The organism is Paenibacillus sp. FSL P4-0127, from assembly GCF_038007325.1.
In the GTDB taxonomy this organism is placed as follows: domain Bacteria; phylum Bacillota; class Bacilli; order Paenibacillales; family Paenibacillaceae; genus Fontibacillus; species Fontibacillus macerans.
The window spans coordinates 1,177,778-1,193,625 of sequence record NZ_JBBOWY010000002.1 but is presented as its reverse complement, the minus strand read 5'-3'; the positions used below and the strand labels follow the sequence as shown (position 1 = coordinate 1,193,625).

At 56.8% G+C, this 15,848-nt stretch carries 12 protein-coding genes and 1 riboswitch; of the genes, 1 reads left to right on the top strand and 11 read right to left on the bottom strand.

Annotated elements, in window-relative coordinates; translation table 11 throughout:
• Positions 1 to 121: 121 nt before the first annotated feature.
• Positions 122 to 336: riboswitch (cobalamin riboswitch) on the bottom strand.
• 535 nt (positions 337 to 871) lie between these two features.
• The gene (katA, locus tag NYE74_RS31675) at positions 872 to 2,329 is read left to right on the top strand and encodes a catalase KatA (RefSeq protein WP_340926258.1); all 1,458 of its coding nucleotides are present in this window, start codon (positions 872 to 874) and stop codon (positions 2,327 to 2,329) included.
• Positions 2,330 to 2,454: 125 nt separating this feature from the next.
• Here katA and NYE74_RS31670 read toward each other — a convergent pair whose 3' ends face one another.
• The 11 genes from NYE74_RS31670 to NYE74_RS31620 all read right to left on the bottom strand — a co-directional run bounded on the left by NYE74_RS31670 (position 2,455) and on the right by NYE74_RS31620 (position 15,755).
• Positions 2,455 to 3,414 (bottom strand): TRM11 family SAM-dependent methyltransferase, encoded by a 960-nt coding sequence (locus tag NYE74_RS31670; protein ID WP_340926257.1) that lies wholly within the window; start codon positions 3,412 to 3,414, stop codon positions 2,455 to 2,457.
• Positions 3,415 to 3,593: 179 nt separating this feature from the next.
• Positions 3,594 to 4,406 (bottom strand): TIGR03915 family putative DNA repair protein, encoded by an 813-nt coding sequence (locus NYE74_RS31665; protein WP_340926256.1) that lies wholly within the window; start codon positions 4,404 to 4,406, stop codon positions 3,594 to 3,596.
• Positions 4,391 to 5,716: a putative DNA modification/repair radical SAM protein gene (locus NYE74_RS31660; RefSeq protein WP_340926255.1), complete on the bottom strand. Its 1,326-nt coding sequence runs from the start codon at positions 5,714 to 5,716 to the stop codon at positions 4,391 to 4,393. The genes NYE74_RS31665 and NYE74_RS31660 overlap by 16 nt, the downstream gene beginning before the upstream one ends.
• 606 nt (positions 5,717 to 6,322) lie before the next feature.
• Entirely contained in the window at positions 6,323 to 7,102 is a 780-nt protein-coding gene (locus NYE74_RS31655; RefSeq protein ID WP_340926254.1) for an ABC transporter permease, read from the bottom strand.
• A gap of 14 nt (positions 7,103 to 7,116) precedes the next feature.
• The gene (locus tag NYE74_RS31650; protein ID WP_328273911.1) at positions 7,117 to 7,908 is read right to left on the bottom strand and encodes an ABC transporter ATP-binding protein; all 792 of its coding nucleotides are present in this window, start codon (positions 7,906 to 7,908) and stop codon (positions 7,117 to 7,119) included.
• A gap of 13 nt (positions 7,909 to 7,921) precedes the next feature.
• The gene (locus NYE74_RS31645) at positions 7,922 to 8,998 is read right to left on the bottom strand and encodes an ABC transporter substrate-binding protein (protein ID WP_341005514.1); all 1,077 of its coding nucleotides are present in this window, start codon (positions 8,996 to 8,998) and stop codon (positions 7,922 to 7,924) included.
• A gap of 34 nt (positions 8,999 to 9,032) precedes the next feature.
• On the bottom strand, positions 9,033 to 10,484 hold the full coding sequence (locus NYE74_RS31640) for an aryl-sulfate sulfotransferase (RefSeq protein WP_340926251.1): 1,452 nt from the start codon (positions 10,482 to 10,484) through the stop codon (positions 9,033 to 9,035).
• A 13-nt stretch (positions 10,485 to 10,497) separates the two neighbouring features.
• Complete coding sequence (locus tag NYE74_RS31635) at positions 10,498 to 11,307, bottom strand: MarR family winged helix-turn-helix transcriptional regulator (RefSeq protein ID WP_341005513.1); 810 nt, start codon at positions 11,305 to 11,307, stop codon at positions 10,498 to 10,500.
• 485 nt (positions 11,308 to 11,792) lie between these two features.
• Positions 11,793 to 12,731, bottom strand: a complete 939-nt coding sequence (locus NYE74_RS31630; protein WP_340926249.1) for an LLM class flavin-dependent oxidoreductase — start codon at positions 12,729 to 12,731, stop codon at positions 11,793 to 11,795.
• A 360-nt stretch (positions 12,732 to 13,091) separates the two neighbouring features.
• The gene (locus tag NYE74_RS31625) at positions 13,092 to 13,934 is read right to left on the bottom strand and encodes a histidine phosphatase family protein (protein ID WP_340926248.1); all 843 of its coding nucleotides are present in this window, start codon (positions 13,932 to 13,934) and stop codon (positions 13,092 to 13,094) included.
• Between the two features lie 333 nt (positions 13,935 to 14,267).
• Complete coding sequence (locus NYE74_RS31620) at positions 14,268 to 15,755, bottom strand: FAD-dependent oxidoreductase (RefSeq protein ID WP_340926247.1); 1,488 nt, start codon at positions 15,753 to 15,755, stop codon at positions 14,268 to 14,270.
• Between the last annotated feature and the right edge of the window lie 93 nt (positions 15,756 to 15,848).

The following is a 15,848-nucleotide window of genomic DNA, read 5'->3' as shown; positions in this document are numbered from 1 at the left end:
AAACCCCCAATCCCGGGCGGATGGGGGTACGTCCACAAAGCCATGCCTTCTGCGGGAAACGGATCTCCCGCCTTTTGGGCATGGTGCTCTTAGCAGAACGTTATCCTTTCCTCGAAGGACCGTCTTTAATCTCCCGTGGGCAGGTCTCCTGACTTGCAGGCTTCGACGCCGGCTCGCCTTCCCATCCCCCGTCTTAAGCGGATGACAGTGGCAATATGAGCTGCGTCCCTGTTTACAGTGGCGGGACCGTGCCGGATTTGCACCGGCTTCCCTTTTAACCGAGAAGCCGCGGCGGCAAACGCACCGGCTTCAAGGACCTACGGGCACTGATTTTCGCTTGGTTCCAGGCTTTCTTCACTCTAGGATTATAGGTTAAAAAAATAAAACTTACAATAACCACCCTTTTATTGGAGGCTCAGCCAAAAACCGCGCTTAATACAAAATATTCAGCCGTGCCTCTTCATCCTAACCCATTCAGTCCCTGAACAACTCCAGCGAAAAATAAGGACATAAAGTGTCTTTATTTCGCCGATCCCCGCCCATTTTAGAGAAGTAGAGGCATTTTATGCTGCTATTTTCTTAGGACCGCAAGGAAATACCCCATCCTGGACCATTCAAAGGAAAATAGGTACATAAAATGCCGCTAATGGGGATGTACATGTTGGGGTTCGGATCATAAGCACTTAAAATGTCGCTATTTTGAAGGCCGATGGTTTCGGCAGCCGATAGCTCGAACGCGCCTTTATACAACCTTCATGCATATTTCATCATCGATTCATCGCGCCTTCATGACAAAGCTTCCCCGTCCCGGTAAAGTTAAGTTATCAAAGCGAAGGAAGTTGAATAATTACATTTACTAAGAGGTGATCAAATGACTAATGATAAAAAACGGTTAACCACCAGCTGGGGCGCTCCGGTCGGGGACAACCAAAACTCGATTACGGCCGGTCAGCGCGGCCCCGTCCTCATCCAGGACGTCCATTTGCTTGAGAAGCTGGCTCATTTCAACCGGGAGCGCGTACCCGAACGCGTCGTTCACGCCAAAGGCGCCGGGGCCCACGGGGTATTTGAAGTAACGAACGATGTCTCCAAATACACCAAAGCGGCGTTTCTGTCCGCAGTCGGGAAGCAGACCCCGATGTTTATCCGTTTCTCGACGGTGGCCGGTGAACTGGGCTCCGCGGATACCGTCCGCGACCCGCGCGGTTTCGCCGTGAAGTTCTACACCGAGGAAGGCAACTACGACCTGGTCGGAAACAATACGCCGGTGTTCTTTATCCGCGATGCGATCAAATTCCCGGACTTCATCCATACGCAAAAACGGCACCCGCAAACGCACCTGAAAAATCCGAACGCCGTGTGGGATTTCTGGTCCTTGTCGCCGGAGTCGCTGCATCAGGTGACGATATTGTTCTCAGACCGCGGTATTCCGGCTACATACCGTCATATGAACGGTTACGGCAGCCATACCTTTAAATGGGTGAACGCGGAAGGCGAAGCGGTGTGGGTGAAATATCATTTCAAAACGAATCAAGGCATCCAAAACCTTGACGTCAAGCTGGCCGAAAAATTGGCCGGCGAAAATCCGGATTACCATACCGAGGATCTTTTCAACGCGATCGCTCAAGGCGACTTCCCGAGCTGGACGCTGTACGTGCAAATCATGCCGATCGAAGACGCGCAAACGTACCGTTTCGATCCATTCGACGTGACCAAAGTATGGTCCCAAAAAGATTACCCGCTGATCGAGGTCGGCGTGATGACGCTGAACCGGAATCCGGAGAACTATTTTGCCGAAGTCGAGCAGGCGACATTCTCGCCGGGCAACTTCGTCCCGGGCATCGAAGCTTCGCCGGACAAAATGCTGCAGGGCCGCCTGTTTGCTTACTCTGACGCGCATCGTTACCGCGTCGGCGCCAATCATAACACACTGCCGATCAACCGCCCGATCGCCGAAGTGAACAACAACCAGCGCGACGGCTTCATGCGCGGAGACGGCAACGGCGGAGCCTCCGTTTACTATGAACCCAACAGCTACGGCGGCCCGGCGGAATCTCCGCAGCATAAAATTTCGCCGTTCGAAGTGTCGGGATATGCCGACAGCGTCGCCTACGACCATGATGACCACTATACGCAAGCCGGCGACCTGTACCGCCTGCTGAGCGAAGAAGAACGCACACGTCTGGTCGAAAACATCGTAAACGCCATGAAAGCGGTGGAAAAAGACGAGATCAAGCTGCGGCAAATCGAGCATTTCTACAAAGCCGACCCGGAATACGGAACGCGCGTTGCCGAAGGCCTCGGCTTGACCGTACCGCAAGGTAACTAAACCGCCCAAAAGTGCGTGTTAACCTCTAAAAAATAAAAGGAATGCGTACCTCCGCTTAGGACGGATACGTATTCCTTTTCACATAGATGAATAAATAACGGCAAAGACTTAACTGTATTTGTTGCCTATACCAGCTGCTGTGTGGTCAACCACACATGGCGGACAAAAGCTCCTTTACTGACGGAGCAAGAGTCCATGATTTTCAGGCCTGCGGCTTCAATCTCGGGCTCCAGCGGCTCGGAAGAAACGATCACCGCCCGCTTGCTGATCCGCCTTACGCTGGCAAGCATGAGGCTGCGCTCGGAGGCGGAAAGGACGGAGCATAAATTGTACGGCAGATCGACGATCGCCGCATCGAACGGCTCGTTAATATCGTTCAAGTCGCCGATGGCTATCAGACCCGCATCATCGTAACCGAAATGGCGCAAATTGACCCGCGCCCCGCGAACGGCCAGCGGATTGAGGTCCCGTCCGACGATATCGATGCCCATCGACAGCGCTTCGATTAGCACGTTGCCCATGCCGCAGCACGGATCGATCGTGCGCACGCCTTGCGGATCGGGCACGGCGATGTTCACTAATGCCCGGGCCACGACGGTCGTCAGACCCGTGGAGTAATTTTGCGGCTTATGTATATGCCGCTGCCAGACCGGGTCGGCCGGCCGGCAAATGCCGAACATCCAGCCATCGTCCAACGACAGCAGTCCAAATGTCACATCCTGCTGCCTCATATCGGCTTTGCCGCGGATCCTTCCGCCTAGCTGCCGCTCCAATTCGCGCTGCTGCTCATAAGTCCGTTTCAAACCGTTTTTGAGATACAGCACCTTAAAGGTGCGTCCGTCCAGTTCCAGCTCCGCCACCTGGGTGATGATTTCTTCCAGCGTCCCGGCGGCCAGCAAAACGTCCAACCGCATGGAAACAAACGGACTCCGGTTCGGTTCAATCCGCAAACGGCTGTCTATCAAAGCAAACGCCCCGGGCTCTTGTCCAAACAGGGCGCGAAGCTCCATCCGGCATAGCTCCAGCTCGTTCTCATGGCATGCAAAAGGATAGATGTACCGTAAAGGCGTTTGATTCAAATCCACTCCGTCAACTTCCCCTCTAAAAATACCTTTCCGTCCATTGTACCAGAACCGCCGGAAATCGGACGATGCCAAGCATATCCAGGCGTTTACTGCTTGCGGTTACTGCAAGCGTTTACCGCAGGCGTTTACTGCAGGCATTTACCGCAGGCCGTTTACCGCAGGCGTTTACCTCAGGCCGTTTACTGCTGGCGCTTCGACTCCGGAGAGTCGGGGCGGTATTCGCGCACTCCCTGCATCTCGGTCAATTGTCCCCAGTAGCGCTTGGGCATATGGGACATCTGCGCCCGAGGATTAATCCTCTCCCGGATCGCCACCGTTTCGTAAAACTGCTTCCAAAGGCGGCGGTACGCTTGGTCCTGCTCCCCCGCCTCAGGCAAAATCAGCTCGTCGACGTCCACGATCTCCGCTTTCCCTGCCCCCGCTTCCTCCGCACGGTGAATGAGCGCCTGTCCGTGGGTTTTGTCGTAAATCATAAAAGACTCCTTCCGGTAGCGGTCGCAAAAATGCGCGGCCAGCAGCGGCAGCACCCGGTTCTTCGGCTCAATGACCGAGACCAGCGTCTCGCCATACACCGAAAAGCGCACGAAGCCCATCAAGGCATGGCTCTCCGTGTTCAAATGCCGCACCGCCTTGCGCAATCGGTGCACCGTGTTCTCCGTCAGCATATCCATCACCGCCCTCCCATGCTTAAAGCCCAGCCGCAGGAACCGGTAAATCAGCAAATCCTTCTGCGGATCGCAGGTGAGAAAGCCGCGGCGGACAAGCTCTTGGGCGGCCGGCGATATTTTTTGCCCGATGGCCGCGTACACCCTGTTAGCCTTCTCCGGACAGGTTTCCACCCAGCGGGTTACAAACAGAGTATACTGCGGATCAGCGTCCGAACGCAGGTCGACCAAATCCTCCTTCCGCACATAGCTCTCAAACACGCAGCTCAGCAAGCCGTCAAAGCTGCCGTCGTAAGCGTAAGCCGCATCGCTTATCCAAGCAGCCATGGGCTTAGCTCCTTCCCGGCCTGCCCCGCCAGCTCCTCGTCCGAAAACAGCGACAGCTGCTCCACCTTCGGCTTGGGCAGGAACATATCGATTTCTTTGCGGGACAGCAGCGACCTGAGGATTGTGCTTTCGTTCACTTTCAACCCCTCAAGCCGCCGGCCTGAGCAGATGATAAAATATTGGGCCCGTTTGAGCACGACGCCCAGCTTCTTTAAGCCGGAAAAATCCAGCCGCGCCGTTCTGCGCGCCGCCACGATCCGCTTGGCGCTGCGAACGCCGATGCCGGGCACGCGCAGCAGCTCTTCATAAGGGGCTTTGTTGATCTCCACGGGAAACCGTTCGATATGATTGAGCGCCCAATGGCACTTCGGGTCCATGAACAAATTGAAATTCGGGGTGTGCTCATCCAGCAGTTCCTTCGCTTCAAAACCGTAGAAACGCAGCAGCCAGTCGGCCTGGTACAGGCGGTGCTCCCGCAATAGCGGCGGCTTGCTGCCGGGCGACGGAAGCAGCGAATGCTCCGCGACCGGGGTATACGCCGAGTAATATACCCGTCTCAGCTCGTATTTCCTGTACAGCGCCTCCGTTAAGGTTAAGATCCTAAGATCGCTGTCCGGCGTCGCGCCTACGATCATCTGGGTGCTTTGTCCGCCCGGCACAAACCGGGGAGCGTGGCGGTATTTGACGAGATCGGTGCTGTTCTCCCGAATGCCCTGCCGGATCGCGGTCATCGGCCTCAGGATCGCTTCCTTGCTTTTGTCCGGGGCTAACTGGTGCAGGCTGTCCTGTGAAGGCAGTTCGATGTTCACGCTCATCCGGTCGGCCAGCAGGCCCAACCGGGAAATCAGCGCCGGATCGGCGCCGGGAATCGCCTTCACGTGAATATAACCGCCGAAATGATATTTCCGGCGCAGCAGTTCCAGCACCCGGATCAGTTGTTCCGTCGTGTAATCCGGATTCCGCATGATGCCTGAGCTGAGAAACAGACCTTCTATGTAATTGCGGCGATAAAAATTTATCGTAAGCTCCGCCAGCTCCTCCGGGGTAAACATAGCCCGGCGCGTATCGTTGGAGCGGCGGTTCACGCAGTATTTGCAATCATAAATACAGCTGTTCGTCATCAGCACCTTCAGCAGCGAAATGCATCGTCCGTCCGCGGCAAAGCTGTGGCAGATCCCCGAGCTGACGGCGTTTCCCAGCGAGCTGCCTCCACTGCCCCCGCCGCTCCCGCGCTCCGCCCCGCTGGACGAACAGGATACGTCATATTTGGCCGAGTCCGTCAAAATGGTCAGCTTGTCATACACATCCATACGCTATGGCCTCCCTTTTGACAGCATTATATTGCGAACACACGTTCTTGTCAATGATTAAGACCGCCGAAGTCCGAAGGAATTCGTTCCGGCGGCCCCTGTGAGTCCCTGTGCAGTTCCTGTGCGGTCCCTGTGCTGTTCCTTTGCAGTCCCTGTGCAGTCCCTTGCAGTTCCTGTGCAGTTCCTTTGCAGTCCCTGTGCAGTCCCTTGCAGTCCCTTGCAGTCCCTTGCAGTCCCTTTGCACTCCCTGTGCAGTCCCAGGCAGTTCCTGTGCGGTCCCTGTGCGGTCCTTTTAATGTACAAGCAGGTCTCTAGCGGAAATAAAGACAATTTATGGCCTTATTCTGGGATTTCACCCCTTTTACTCAAAATAGAGGTACTTTAAGTCGTTATTCGGGAATTAAACCAGGAAATATCGCCCGTTTGACGCCATATCTCAAAAATAGAGGCAAAAAAATCCCCTATTTAAACTGTGCCCCCTTTTTTCACAAAAATAAGACCCATATTTGTCGTTATCTCAGGACATACACAAATACACGGGCCATCTGTTCCCCTCGGACCCCCACAATCCTGGAAAAAAGCCGCCGCCCCGTCTAAGCTTTCGGTTTACCTTCTTCCGGCCGGCGCGGTGCCGATCACCCCGTAACGCCACAGCACCCTGCGGCCAAACCAGCCGAACAGCCGGTCGGTGGCAAATCCCATCAACCCCAGGCTGAGCAAACCGACAAAAATCCAGTCGGTACGGAAGAACAGCCGGGAGTTCCAGATCAGGTAACCGACGCCTTCGTTCGCCGCGATCATCTCCGCCCCGACGATCGCCATATACGAGGTGCCCATCGCCAATCTGACGCCGGTGAAAATATACGGCGCGGTCGCCGGCACGATCACGTGCCGGACGATTTGCCACTCCGAAGCGCCCATGCTGCGGGCCGCGCGGATTTTGTCCTCCTCCACCGCCAGCACCCCCGTCAGCGTGTTCATGATGACGATAAACAGCGTCGCGTACAAAATCAGCGCGATCTTCGACTGCTCGCCGATGCCGAACCAGACGAGAAACAGCGTGATGAAAGCGATCGGCGGAATAAAGCGGATGAAGTTCAGCAGCGGTTCGGCAAAACGGCGGATAAAATCCACCTTGCCGATCAAAATGCCGAGCGGGATGGCGATCAGGCTCCCCAGCGTCCAGCCGCTGAACACCCGGTAGAAGCTGATCCCGATATATTTCGGCAGCGAGCCGTCCCGCAGCAGCTCCAGCGCTCCCGCCGCCGTATCCGCCGGCCCGGGCACCACCTCGGGACCGTAAAGCCAGGCGCCGCCTTGCCAGGCGGCCAGGATGAACAGCCACAAGAAGAGCAGGCCGACCCATTTCTTTTTCAGCCATGTCATAAGATTCGCCCTTTCTATTCGTCAAAATGAGCTTGAATCCGCCGGTAATACTCGTAAAATTCCGCCGCGGACACGTCGCGCGGATAGGCGAGCGGAATCTCGTAGATTTGCGAAATGTTGGAAGACGGGCCCGAAGACATGATGCCCACCCGTTCCCCGAGCAGGATCGCTTCCTGAATGTCGTGCGTCACGAAGACGATCGTTTTGTTTGTCTGCCGCCAAATGCGCACCAGCTCCTTCTGCATCGTCCGGCGGGTCATGGCGTCCAAAGCCCCGAACGGTTCATCCATGAGCAAAATTTCCGGATCATTGGCCAGCACGCGGGCCAGTTGAACCCGCTGCTTCATGCCGCCGGACAGCTCCTTCGGAAATTTATCCCCGTGGCCGGCCAGCCCGACGAGCTCCAGATAACGGTCGGACACGGCCCGGCGCTCTGGCTTCGCCACCTTTTTCATCTTGAGCCCGAACTCGACGTTTTGGCGGACGGTCAGCCAGGGAAACAGCGAGGAATCGGCCTGCTGAAACACAACCGCCCGATCCCGCCCGGGCCGGTCGACATCCGCGCCGCCAACCCGCAGGCTGCCGCTCGTTTTGGAGATGAAGCCGGCGATCATGTTCAGCAGTGTCGATTTGCCGCAGCCGCTGGGCCCCAGCAGGATAAAAAACTCGCCGCCCCGGACGACGAGGTCGACATCTTTGATAATGTAGTGAACCTCCCCGCTCCCCGCCGGACGCTGATCGCTATAGCTCTTGCCCAGCCCCGCGATCGTAATCGTGCGGTTCTGCGAAACCAATGATACGGACATGCCCTTCCCCTCCTTACGGTGTAATCGTTACGCGATCCGGTAAAACCTCGCGCAGAAATTCCAGCTTAATTTTATCCTTCAGTTCAAAATCTTTTTCGATAATTCCGTTCTCCACCATATATTTTTTCTGCCTTGTCAAACTGTCATAAGCGGCCTCCGTAAAATCGACGTTCCAATTTAGCACTTCCAGGTCTTTAAGCGTAGACTCCCGTGGCTGCTTGACTTCCTTATACAAAATGTCCGCGACCTCCTGCGGATTTTCCTTGACGAACCGCGAGGCTTCATCGAGGGCGCGCAGGAAATTCGCCACCGCTTCCGGGCGCTCGCGGATCAGCGCTTCCGGCGCTACGATCTGGCTGCCGATCCGCACCTTCGTCTGCGACATGTCGGTCAGCTGGCGGACCCCTTCGGCGGCCTCGAACTTCGCCACCAGCGCCGCGCCGCTGACCCAGACCGCGTCCACCTCGCCTTTTTTCAAAGCGATATACGCTTCGTCCGAGCCGCCTTGCCCGATCAGCTTAACGTCGTCCAAGGCGAGGCCGTGTTCGGCCAAATATTCGTCCCATAAATAGGAGAGAAAAGTCCCGCGCAAAAAGCTAAGCTTCTTCCCTTTCAAATCCTCTGGTTTGCCGATGTCGTCCCGCACGAACAGCTTCCACTGCTTCGCGTTTTGTTCGGTCGAGGTGCCGGTCGAGGCGATGATCGCAAACTCCCCTTTGCTCACGGCGTTCAAAATCGGAAAATCGGCGCCCCAGGCGATGTCCGCCTGCTTGATGAACAGCGAGTTGATGCCTTCCGCCGGCGTGGCGAAAGTGACCAGCTTCGCTTCAATGCCGTGTTTTTCAAAAAAACCTTTGCTTACCGCCATGCGCAGCACCGGATTGGTCGAAATGTCGGCGATATTCAAGGTAACGGGGGCTTGCTTCTGCCGGTCTTGCCCCCCGCCGCTCCCGGCGCCCGCGGCCTGCACTGCCGCCTGGGACCCCTCCTTCGCCGAACCGCAGCCGCTTAAGACGAGCAGCAAGGCCGCAAATAGCCAAATAATCAGGCTCGGCACCGTTTTTGCCTTCGTTTTTGAGGATATGGCCATACGTGGTCGCTCCTTTCTTCTATGTGGATTCCCGTTAAGACGGATCCGCAGCCGCGCGCGGCCGTTCATCAAACCGGGCGACGCAAAGCGCGCCTTCGCCGTAGGAGACGGTCCCTTCCACGGTGACGACCGAATCCGTGCCTTTCCCCGCGGCGCCGGGCACCCGGAAGCTGGTCACGTCGAGCGGCTCGATTGCCCGTTCCTCGGGATGCGGAAGCTGCGGCACCCAAGTGTAAGGAACGCGGTAAGCGCGGTAGACCATGTTGGAGTTCCGCTTGTTTTTGTACGGGGAAATATATTCCCATACGAGCTCATGCTCCCGCGTCACCTCGAAAATCCGCCCATCCGCTCCTTCCGTTATCAGCGTGTTGCCGTTCGGCAGGCGCTGGGCGGAGCTGATGTACGGGCTGTAGAAGCGGTAGGAGTCGAGCGGCGCCTGAAATCCGGCTTCCGTCGGCGTATACTGCCAGACGATCTCCAGGGTGACCGGATCGATTTCCAGCACGCGCGAGTGGTCGCGGACGGCGTTTTTCTGGCCGGTCGGTGACGCTGGATTCGGCAGCCCGTAACCCCCCCAGCCGCCGTTGTCGAATACGAGCAGATTACCTTCGCCGGGCAGACCGCGCGGGATGAGATGGGCGTGATGCTGGCCGATGATCCACTCCAGATGGTTGACCTCGGGCGCCGAATAATCCGGTCCCAGCTTCCAGACAAGATTTCCGCTTTTTTTGTCGATGATCGCGATGATGTTGCTTTCCCGGGCGTCCCAAATGATGTTGTCGGGATGAAAGCGCTCGTCGCCCGCGTCGTAATGACGGTTGGGTCCGAGCACCGACATCGAGTTGATATGCATCCAATCCCCGGCCTCATTGCCGAAAAAGCGGGTATTCGGTTCTTCGCGCAGCACTTTTTTCGCCGCATCGTCAAAACCCAGCTCGTCAAAATGCTCGTGGCAGTTCCATTCCCAAACGATGTTGCCTTCCCAATCGACCTCGATAATGGAGTCGTCCAGCAGCAATTTATCGGAAATTTTCGGGTTGCGCACATTTTTGTGAACCAAAATCAGCGTGTTGCCCCCCTGCGTTTCGGGCTCAAGTCCCGGCACAAAATAACCTACCGGATTGCCGGCCCGCTGATAGTCGTGATGGGCTCTCGCCATCCACTGCGGCTCATGCCCGGGATCTTCGATCCATTCGTGGCGGTTGAAGCGCCAGACTATATTGCCTTCCCAATCGACCTGAACGAGATCGGCCTCATCCTGGAACCCGTGCTGCGGATCGCGTTCGGCCGTGCTTCCGAGCACATATCCTCCGGGCAGCAGCTTGTTGGGAAAACCGCGCAGCCCCTGCCACAGCCGGATTTCTCTCCCGTTCATATCGATCAGCAGCGCGCCTTGTTCGGCCGCCTGATAAATCGTGTAGCCGCCATAAGCTTTCTCCGGCTTGTAAATCGTTGCCCCTGTCGGATAAATCGTCGGATGCCCCATGTTCCCCACTCCTTCAATAAGATAAAAATCTGCTCCGGATCTGGTTCTTGTTACGGTTATTGATCTGGTCCTGGCCTTGATCGTGATTCTGATTTTGGTCGTGATCCTGGTCGTGATCCTGATTCCGATTCCGATCCCGATCCCGATCCAGGTCCCGGACCTGGTCATGGTCCTGAACCTGATCCCGATTCCGATCCTGGTCTTGGTCCTGACCCCGATCCCGATCCCGATCCTGGTCCTGGCTCTGGTCCTGACCCAGTTCCTGCTTCCGGCCCAACTGCAGCTCCTGGTCCGCGCGCTTACTGCCTTCGCTCGGCTTTTGTCCGGCATTGCTCTCCGCCAGCGCGTTCAGCGTACCGGAGAAATGCTCCAGATTCCCGGTCAGCTTTTGGAAAAGGCCGGCCATTTGGTTCAGCTCCTCCGGGGAGAAGCCATCGAACAGCAGCGTGATGCACGCCGCGCCGATATTGCGGTTGCGGGCCATCATTTCCCTGCCCTGCTCCGTTATATCCAGCCATACCGTTCTCCGGTCGAGCGTCTGGCGGACCCGCCGGGCGAACCCTTTCTGCTCCAGCTTGTCGCACAGCCCCGTTACGGCCCCGGAGGTGAAATCGAGTTCCTCCGCCAAATCGCCAAGCCGCTGCGGCCCTTCCCGGATCATTTTTTGCATGACCAGCAGTCCGGGAAGCGCAATCCCTTCAACTTCCACTTTGTCCCTTTCCTTCACAAACCGTCTGACCATTTTGCGGAACAGCCAGTCGGCTTCCTCCAGCAGTTCCCACTCCGCATGACAACCGGATATGCGTATCACCTCCTTCGGCAAAAATAAAAGGCCCCCAAAAGTTCCCTCAACAGGGAACCTCCGGAAGCCTTTGGCGGTCCAATCGGCTGCAGTCCGAAGCGTATCTTAGACTTCTCTTAGCGCTAAGATAATGAGCTGTGAACGATTTTTCATCATATTAAACCAATTATTCTTACCAGTCAAGTATGAATTAAAGAAAGCTGGTCTACGGCCAGGGACATACTAACCCAAGGCTATGCCACATCCTGCGAAATGCAAAAGGGCATACGAATTTCGTCGAAATTCCCCGAAATAGGCGGCTCAACTGCAAAAGTGCATTTCATTTCCGGGCAAAAGATACTTTTTGATCCGATAGCCCCAAATCAGATGCATTTTTGCATTTCAATCACGCAAAAACGGAAATTTATAATGAGTTGAAATGCACTTTTGCATTTGATTCGGTCAAGCCGCGCCATTCTTCCGAAGGAGCATGCAGAGGCAATCCGTGCTGCCTTCACCGGAAGACCTCAGACTCCGCACTCCGCAACCGATGTCGCAAGCAGCCGGTAGGAGCGCAGCCGTTTTTCGTAATCGGGAATCGGCGTCACGATCAGAAATTCCTCGTTGCCGTATTGCCGCTGCATCTCCGCCAACTGCTTTCTTACTTGCCCGGCCGTTCCGGCAAATCCGCTGAAAGGGGAGCCGCCGCGGGCACGATATGCCGCTTCCACACCGGCGGCCATGGCTTCGGCCTCCTCCCGGGTTTCGCCGCAAATCACGCTGACCGCAAGGATCGTCCTCGGCGCTGATTGAAAAAGGGATGGCTGAAAAGCATCCCGGTACGCTTTCAGCGTTTCGATGCCGTCGGTCTCGCTCATAAAGCGGCCGAACACGTACCCCGTGCCAAGCTCGGCGGCAAAGCGGGCGCTTTTGACGTTCGTGCCCAGCAGCCAAAGCTCGGGCGGCGTCTGCGGAATCGGCCGGGCCGTTACGGGGCGCTCCTCATAGCGGTATCCGTCCCGGAGCAGGGCGGCAAGATCGCCGGCCAACTGGCGGTAACGGGCCACCCGCTCCAAAAAATTGCCGCTAAGCGCCATGACGGTATGCGCTTCTCCCCCGGGTGCCCGGCCGATGCCGAGGTCGATTCTGCCCGGATAAAGGGCGGCCAGCAGCCGGAAGCATTCCGCCACCTTCAGCGGGCTGTAATGCGGCAGCAGTACGCCGCCCGAGCCGAGCCGAATCCGGCTTGTCCGCGCGCCGATATGGGACAGCAGCACCTCGGGGGAGGCGCTGGCCAGCAGCTCCATGTCATGGTGCTCCGAGGTCCAGTAGCGCACGTATCCCCATTCTTCCGCCCGCTGCGCCAGCAGCACGGCCTGCGCCAAAGCCTCCTCGGCGCTATGGCCCGGCAGCTTTGGAACCATATCCAGTACCCCAAGCTTAAAGTTGATATTCGGCACGGCCAAACCGATCCCGCCTTTCTTTTTTAAGTAATGTAAGCAGTATTGGGGATCATAGGATCATCATAGCAGGACACCGCCCACGATAGTTGCCTCGTGCAGTCACACAAGAGTTCCCCTGTCCTCAGTCGTCCCTCCACCTCTCATTGGAAAAATCCAATAGATTGGCGGAAATCGTTCACCATTTTGATCTTTCATTGGAAATATCCAATAGATTTCGCTCGAGTCACCCATTTTGCGCCTGCCGAACCTCATCTGTTGGAAATATCCAATCAAACTGTTGCTATGCCATTAGATTTCTAATTCCATTGGATATTTCCAATCAAAACATTATGGATACTTCGTTATATCCCATCGTTAGAATCGCTATTCCCAATAAAGCCGCTTGATCCCGCCCGGAGGCAGCCGGGTATCCCAAAAGCCGAGCCCGGGCTCCAGCATCGATGACAACAGCGAGATGACCCCGCCGTGGGTGACGATCAGCAGCCGTATCGTTCGGGAGTTCCGCGGCAAAACCTTGCTTGTCTCAAGCCTCACATCAACATGTTCGCTCATCGCCCCGGTACATTTCCACAATGGCTCTGCTGGTTCCCCTACGACCTCAGCATGCTCTCCCGAAACCTCCACATTTTCCTGCATCAGCTCGCCGTTCTCACGCATCTCCTCGCCCGGTTTCCCCACCGTCACGGCGTTCTCACGCATCCCCTTGGCATCTATCCGTTCCCCATCTACGTTTCCCCGTATCTGTCCAGCGTCTTCTCTGCGCAACCGTCCACCCGCGGCCAAAGCTTGCGAATATGCCGCCAGCTCCTGGCGCACGCCCTCAACCCGCGCCCGGAACGCTGGCCACGACTCGCCGCCCGGCGGCGTGACCCGCTGCGGGTCGTCGATCCAGGCCCTGTACGAGGCATCGTCCTTCAGCATCTCGTACGTCCGGCCTTCCCACGCCCCGAAATCCATTTCCCGCAAGCGGCGGTCGGCCACGCAGCGTTCTATCAGATCCGGGCGGGCGTATTCCAGCGTTTGCCGGCAGCGCGCAAGATCGCTCGAGTAAACGGCGGAGAAGTCCACCCTCGCCAGCTCCAGCCGAAGCGGTTCCAGCCCGGAAGCTTCGCCGTGGAGCAGCGCAGGATCGCTATGCCCCTGATACCGATGCTGAACGTTCCACTCGGTTAATCCGTGACGGACAAGCCACCATTCGATCCGCACTTCCCTCCCTCCTTTCGCTTTCGCCGCTGTATAGTTTCTCCCATGATTATACTCCTCAAGACCAAGCTTGGCAGCTTTAGCCGCTCCGATTTTAACCTTTCCTTATCGGCCTGGCAGCGGCAAGGCGAGCAAGGTTTATAGGGGTTGCAGGGGTTGCAGGGGTTGCAGGGGTTGCAGGGGTTGCAGGGTTGCGCCCCAAAATAGCGGCCGCGGGCAACCCAGACGGCCAGCAGATCGCACCGACAATCCCCGCCTAAACAGCCAAAAGGATGGGTCCGGGTTTCCCCGTTCCCATCCTTCCCATCGCCGCTGCTAAGCCAAATGTGAGCCGACTTAAAGGTTCGGTGTAATATGGCGTTTGTTCGCCTGCAAAAACTCCGCCGCGTATTTTTGCGCGTTTCGCGTTTCTCTCTCCACCGCTTCCGGGTCGCGGCGCAAGGATGCGCCGTTGTTCAGCAGCTCGGCCTGCAGCTCCTTAATATCCAGCTCCCGCGGCCGAATCCCCTGCTTGGCGCTCAGCCCCGCCGCGGTGCCGGCCGCCTGCCCGATCGCCATCACGCTGCCTTGCGTGCGGAAGGAGCCGTGGGCTTCGCTAGTCGCCGAGATGCATCTCCCCGCCATCAGCAGCCCGTCGACTTTGACCGGCACAAGGCAGCGGTATGGAATGTCGTAGGAGTCCTTAATGTCGATCCACGCTCCCGCGGTTTCCGGATTGCCGTACCCCGCTTTGCCCGCCATATTGTGCACATCGATCGGGAAGTAGCCTCTCGTGATAACGTCGTCGAACCTTCTGCCCTCGATCACATCGTCCGCCTGCAGTACATAGTTGCCGACGATATGCCGGGATTCGCGCACGCCGAGCTCGCTGCCGGTCATGCTTAAGAAGGCATGCTCAAAACCGGGCACATATTTGTTCATGAACTTGACGATCGATTCAACCTGTCTGCGGCCTTCGATCTCTCCCGCCGTTCTGGAATCGGCGTTTGTGCCGTCCACGTCGATCACCCGCGTGGAATTGAAATGAATGACCCCGGGGTGAACGGAATTCAACAGCAGGATCGAATCCCGCCCAATATGCAGCTCGCCGTTATCGACCGCCTGTTTTACGAACTTTTTGAAACCTTGCGCGACAAAATACTTGCTCACGAGCCTGTCCGAATATTTCCGGATCGGAATAACGTCGGATTTCCATTCGAAATCGTCCGGGTTATCGAGGATATATTGGTAAAGCTTCTCCGTGTCCACGTTGCCCATTTCGAACATCAAGGTCGACGGCTGCATTTTCCGGTCTTTAGCCCGCCCCAGCACGAACTCCGCGCCGGCTCCGCCGGCCACGTCCCCGTCCCCCGTTGCATCGACGACCACCTTGGCCTTCAAAATATTTTCGCCGGATTTGTTGACGACCTTCACGCCCGTCACCCGGCCGCCTTCCGTCAGCGTGCCGCTGAACATGGAATGCAGCAGGACGTCCGCGCCGGCTTCCCTGACCATTTCGTAAGCGATATACTTGTATCTCTCCCGGTCGAAGAAGCCCAGATAAGCCCCGCTGCCGTAAGGATCAAGCACTTTGCAATGCCCCGGGCTCGCGCCGTACTCGACCATTCGATCCATAAATTGCTGCGGAATGCCTTTGACGACCTGTTCGTCCCGAATATGAAAAGGAGATATGGGACCCAATGCCGCCGAAGTGGCCGCGCCCCCCAGAAAACCGTTCTTATCCACCAGCAGCGTGCGCGCCCCCGTCCTGCCCGCGGCAATCGCCGCGATAAAACCGGAAGGGCCGCCGCCCATGACGATGACATCATATTCTTTTTCGACCATGTTCTCTTCCTCCCATGCCTGATGTTTTATATTAAACGGAGCCTTTTCTAAGTTTGCAGAAAAGCTCCGCCCAATACCGTTCCAACCGCTTAC

What these genes read in the sequence shown, in the direction of transcription:
- NYE74_RS31645 (WP_341005514.1), bottom strand. Translation starts at nt 8,998, where the DNA reads ATGGCCATATCCTCAAAAACGAAGGCAAAAACGGTGCCGAGCCTGATT.
- NYE74_RS31640 (WP_340926251.1), bottom strand. Translation starts at nt 10,484, where the DNA reads ATGGGGCATCCGACGATTTATCCGACAGGGGCAACGATTTACAAGCCG.
- NYE74_RS31660 (WP_340926255.1), bottom strand. Translation starts at nt 5,716, where the DNA reads ATGGATGTGTATGACAAGCTGACCATTTTGACGGACTCGGCCAAATAT.
- NYE74_RS31650 (WP_328273911.1), bottom strand. Translation starts at nt 7,908, where the DNA reads ATGTCCGTATCATTGGTTTCGCAGAACCGCACGATTACGATCGCGGGG.
- NYE74_RS31665 (WP_340926256.1), bottom strand. Translation starts at nt 4,406, where the DNA reads ATGGCTGCTTGGATAAGCGATGCGGCTTACGCTTACGACGGCAGCTTT.
- katA (WP_340926258.1), top strand. Translation starts at nt 872, where the DNA reads ATGACTAATGATAAAAAACGGTTAACCACCAGCTGGGGCGCTCCGGTC.
- NYE74_RS31655 (WP_340926254.1), bottom strand. Translation starts at nt 7,102, where the DNA reads ATGACATGGCTGAAAAAGAAATGGGTCGGCCTGCTCTTCTTGTGGCTG.
- NYE74_RS31620 (WP_340926247.1), bottom strand. Translation starts at nt 15,755, where the DNA reads ATGGTCGAAAAAGAATATGATGTCATCGTCATGGGCGGCGGCCCTTCC.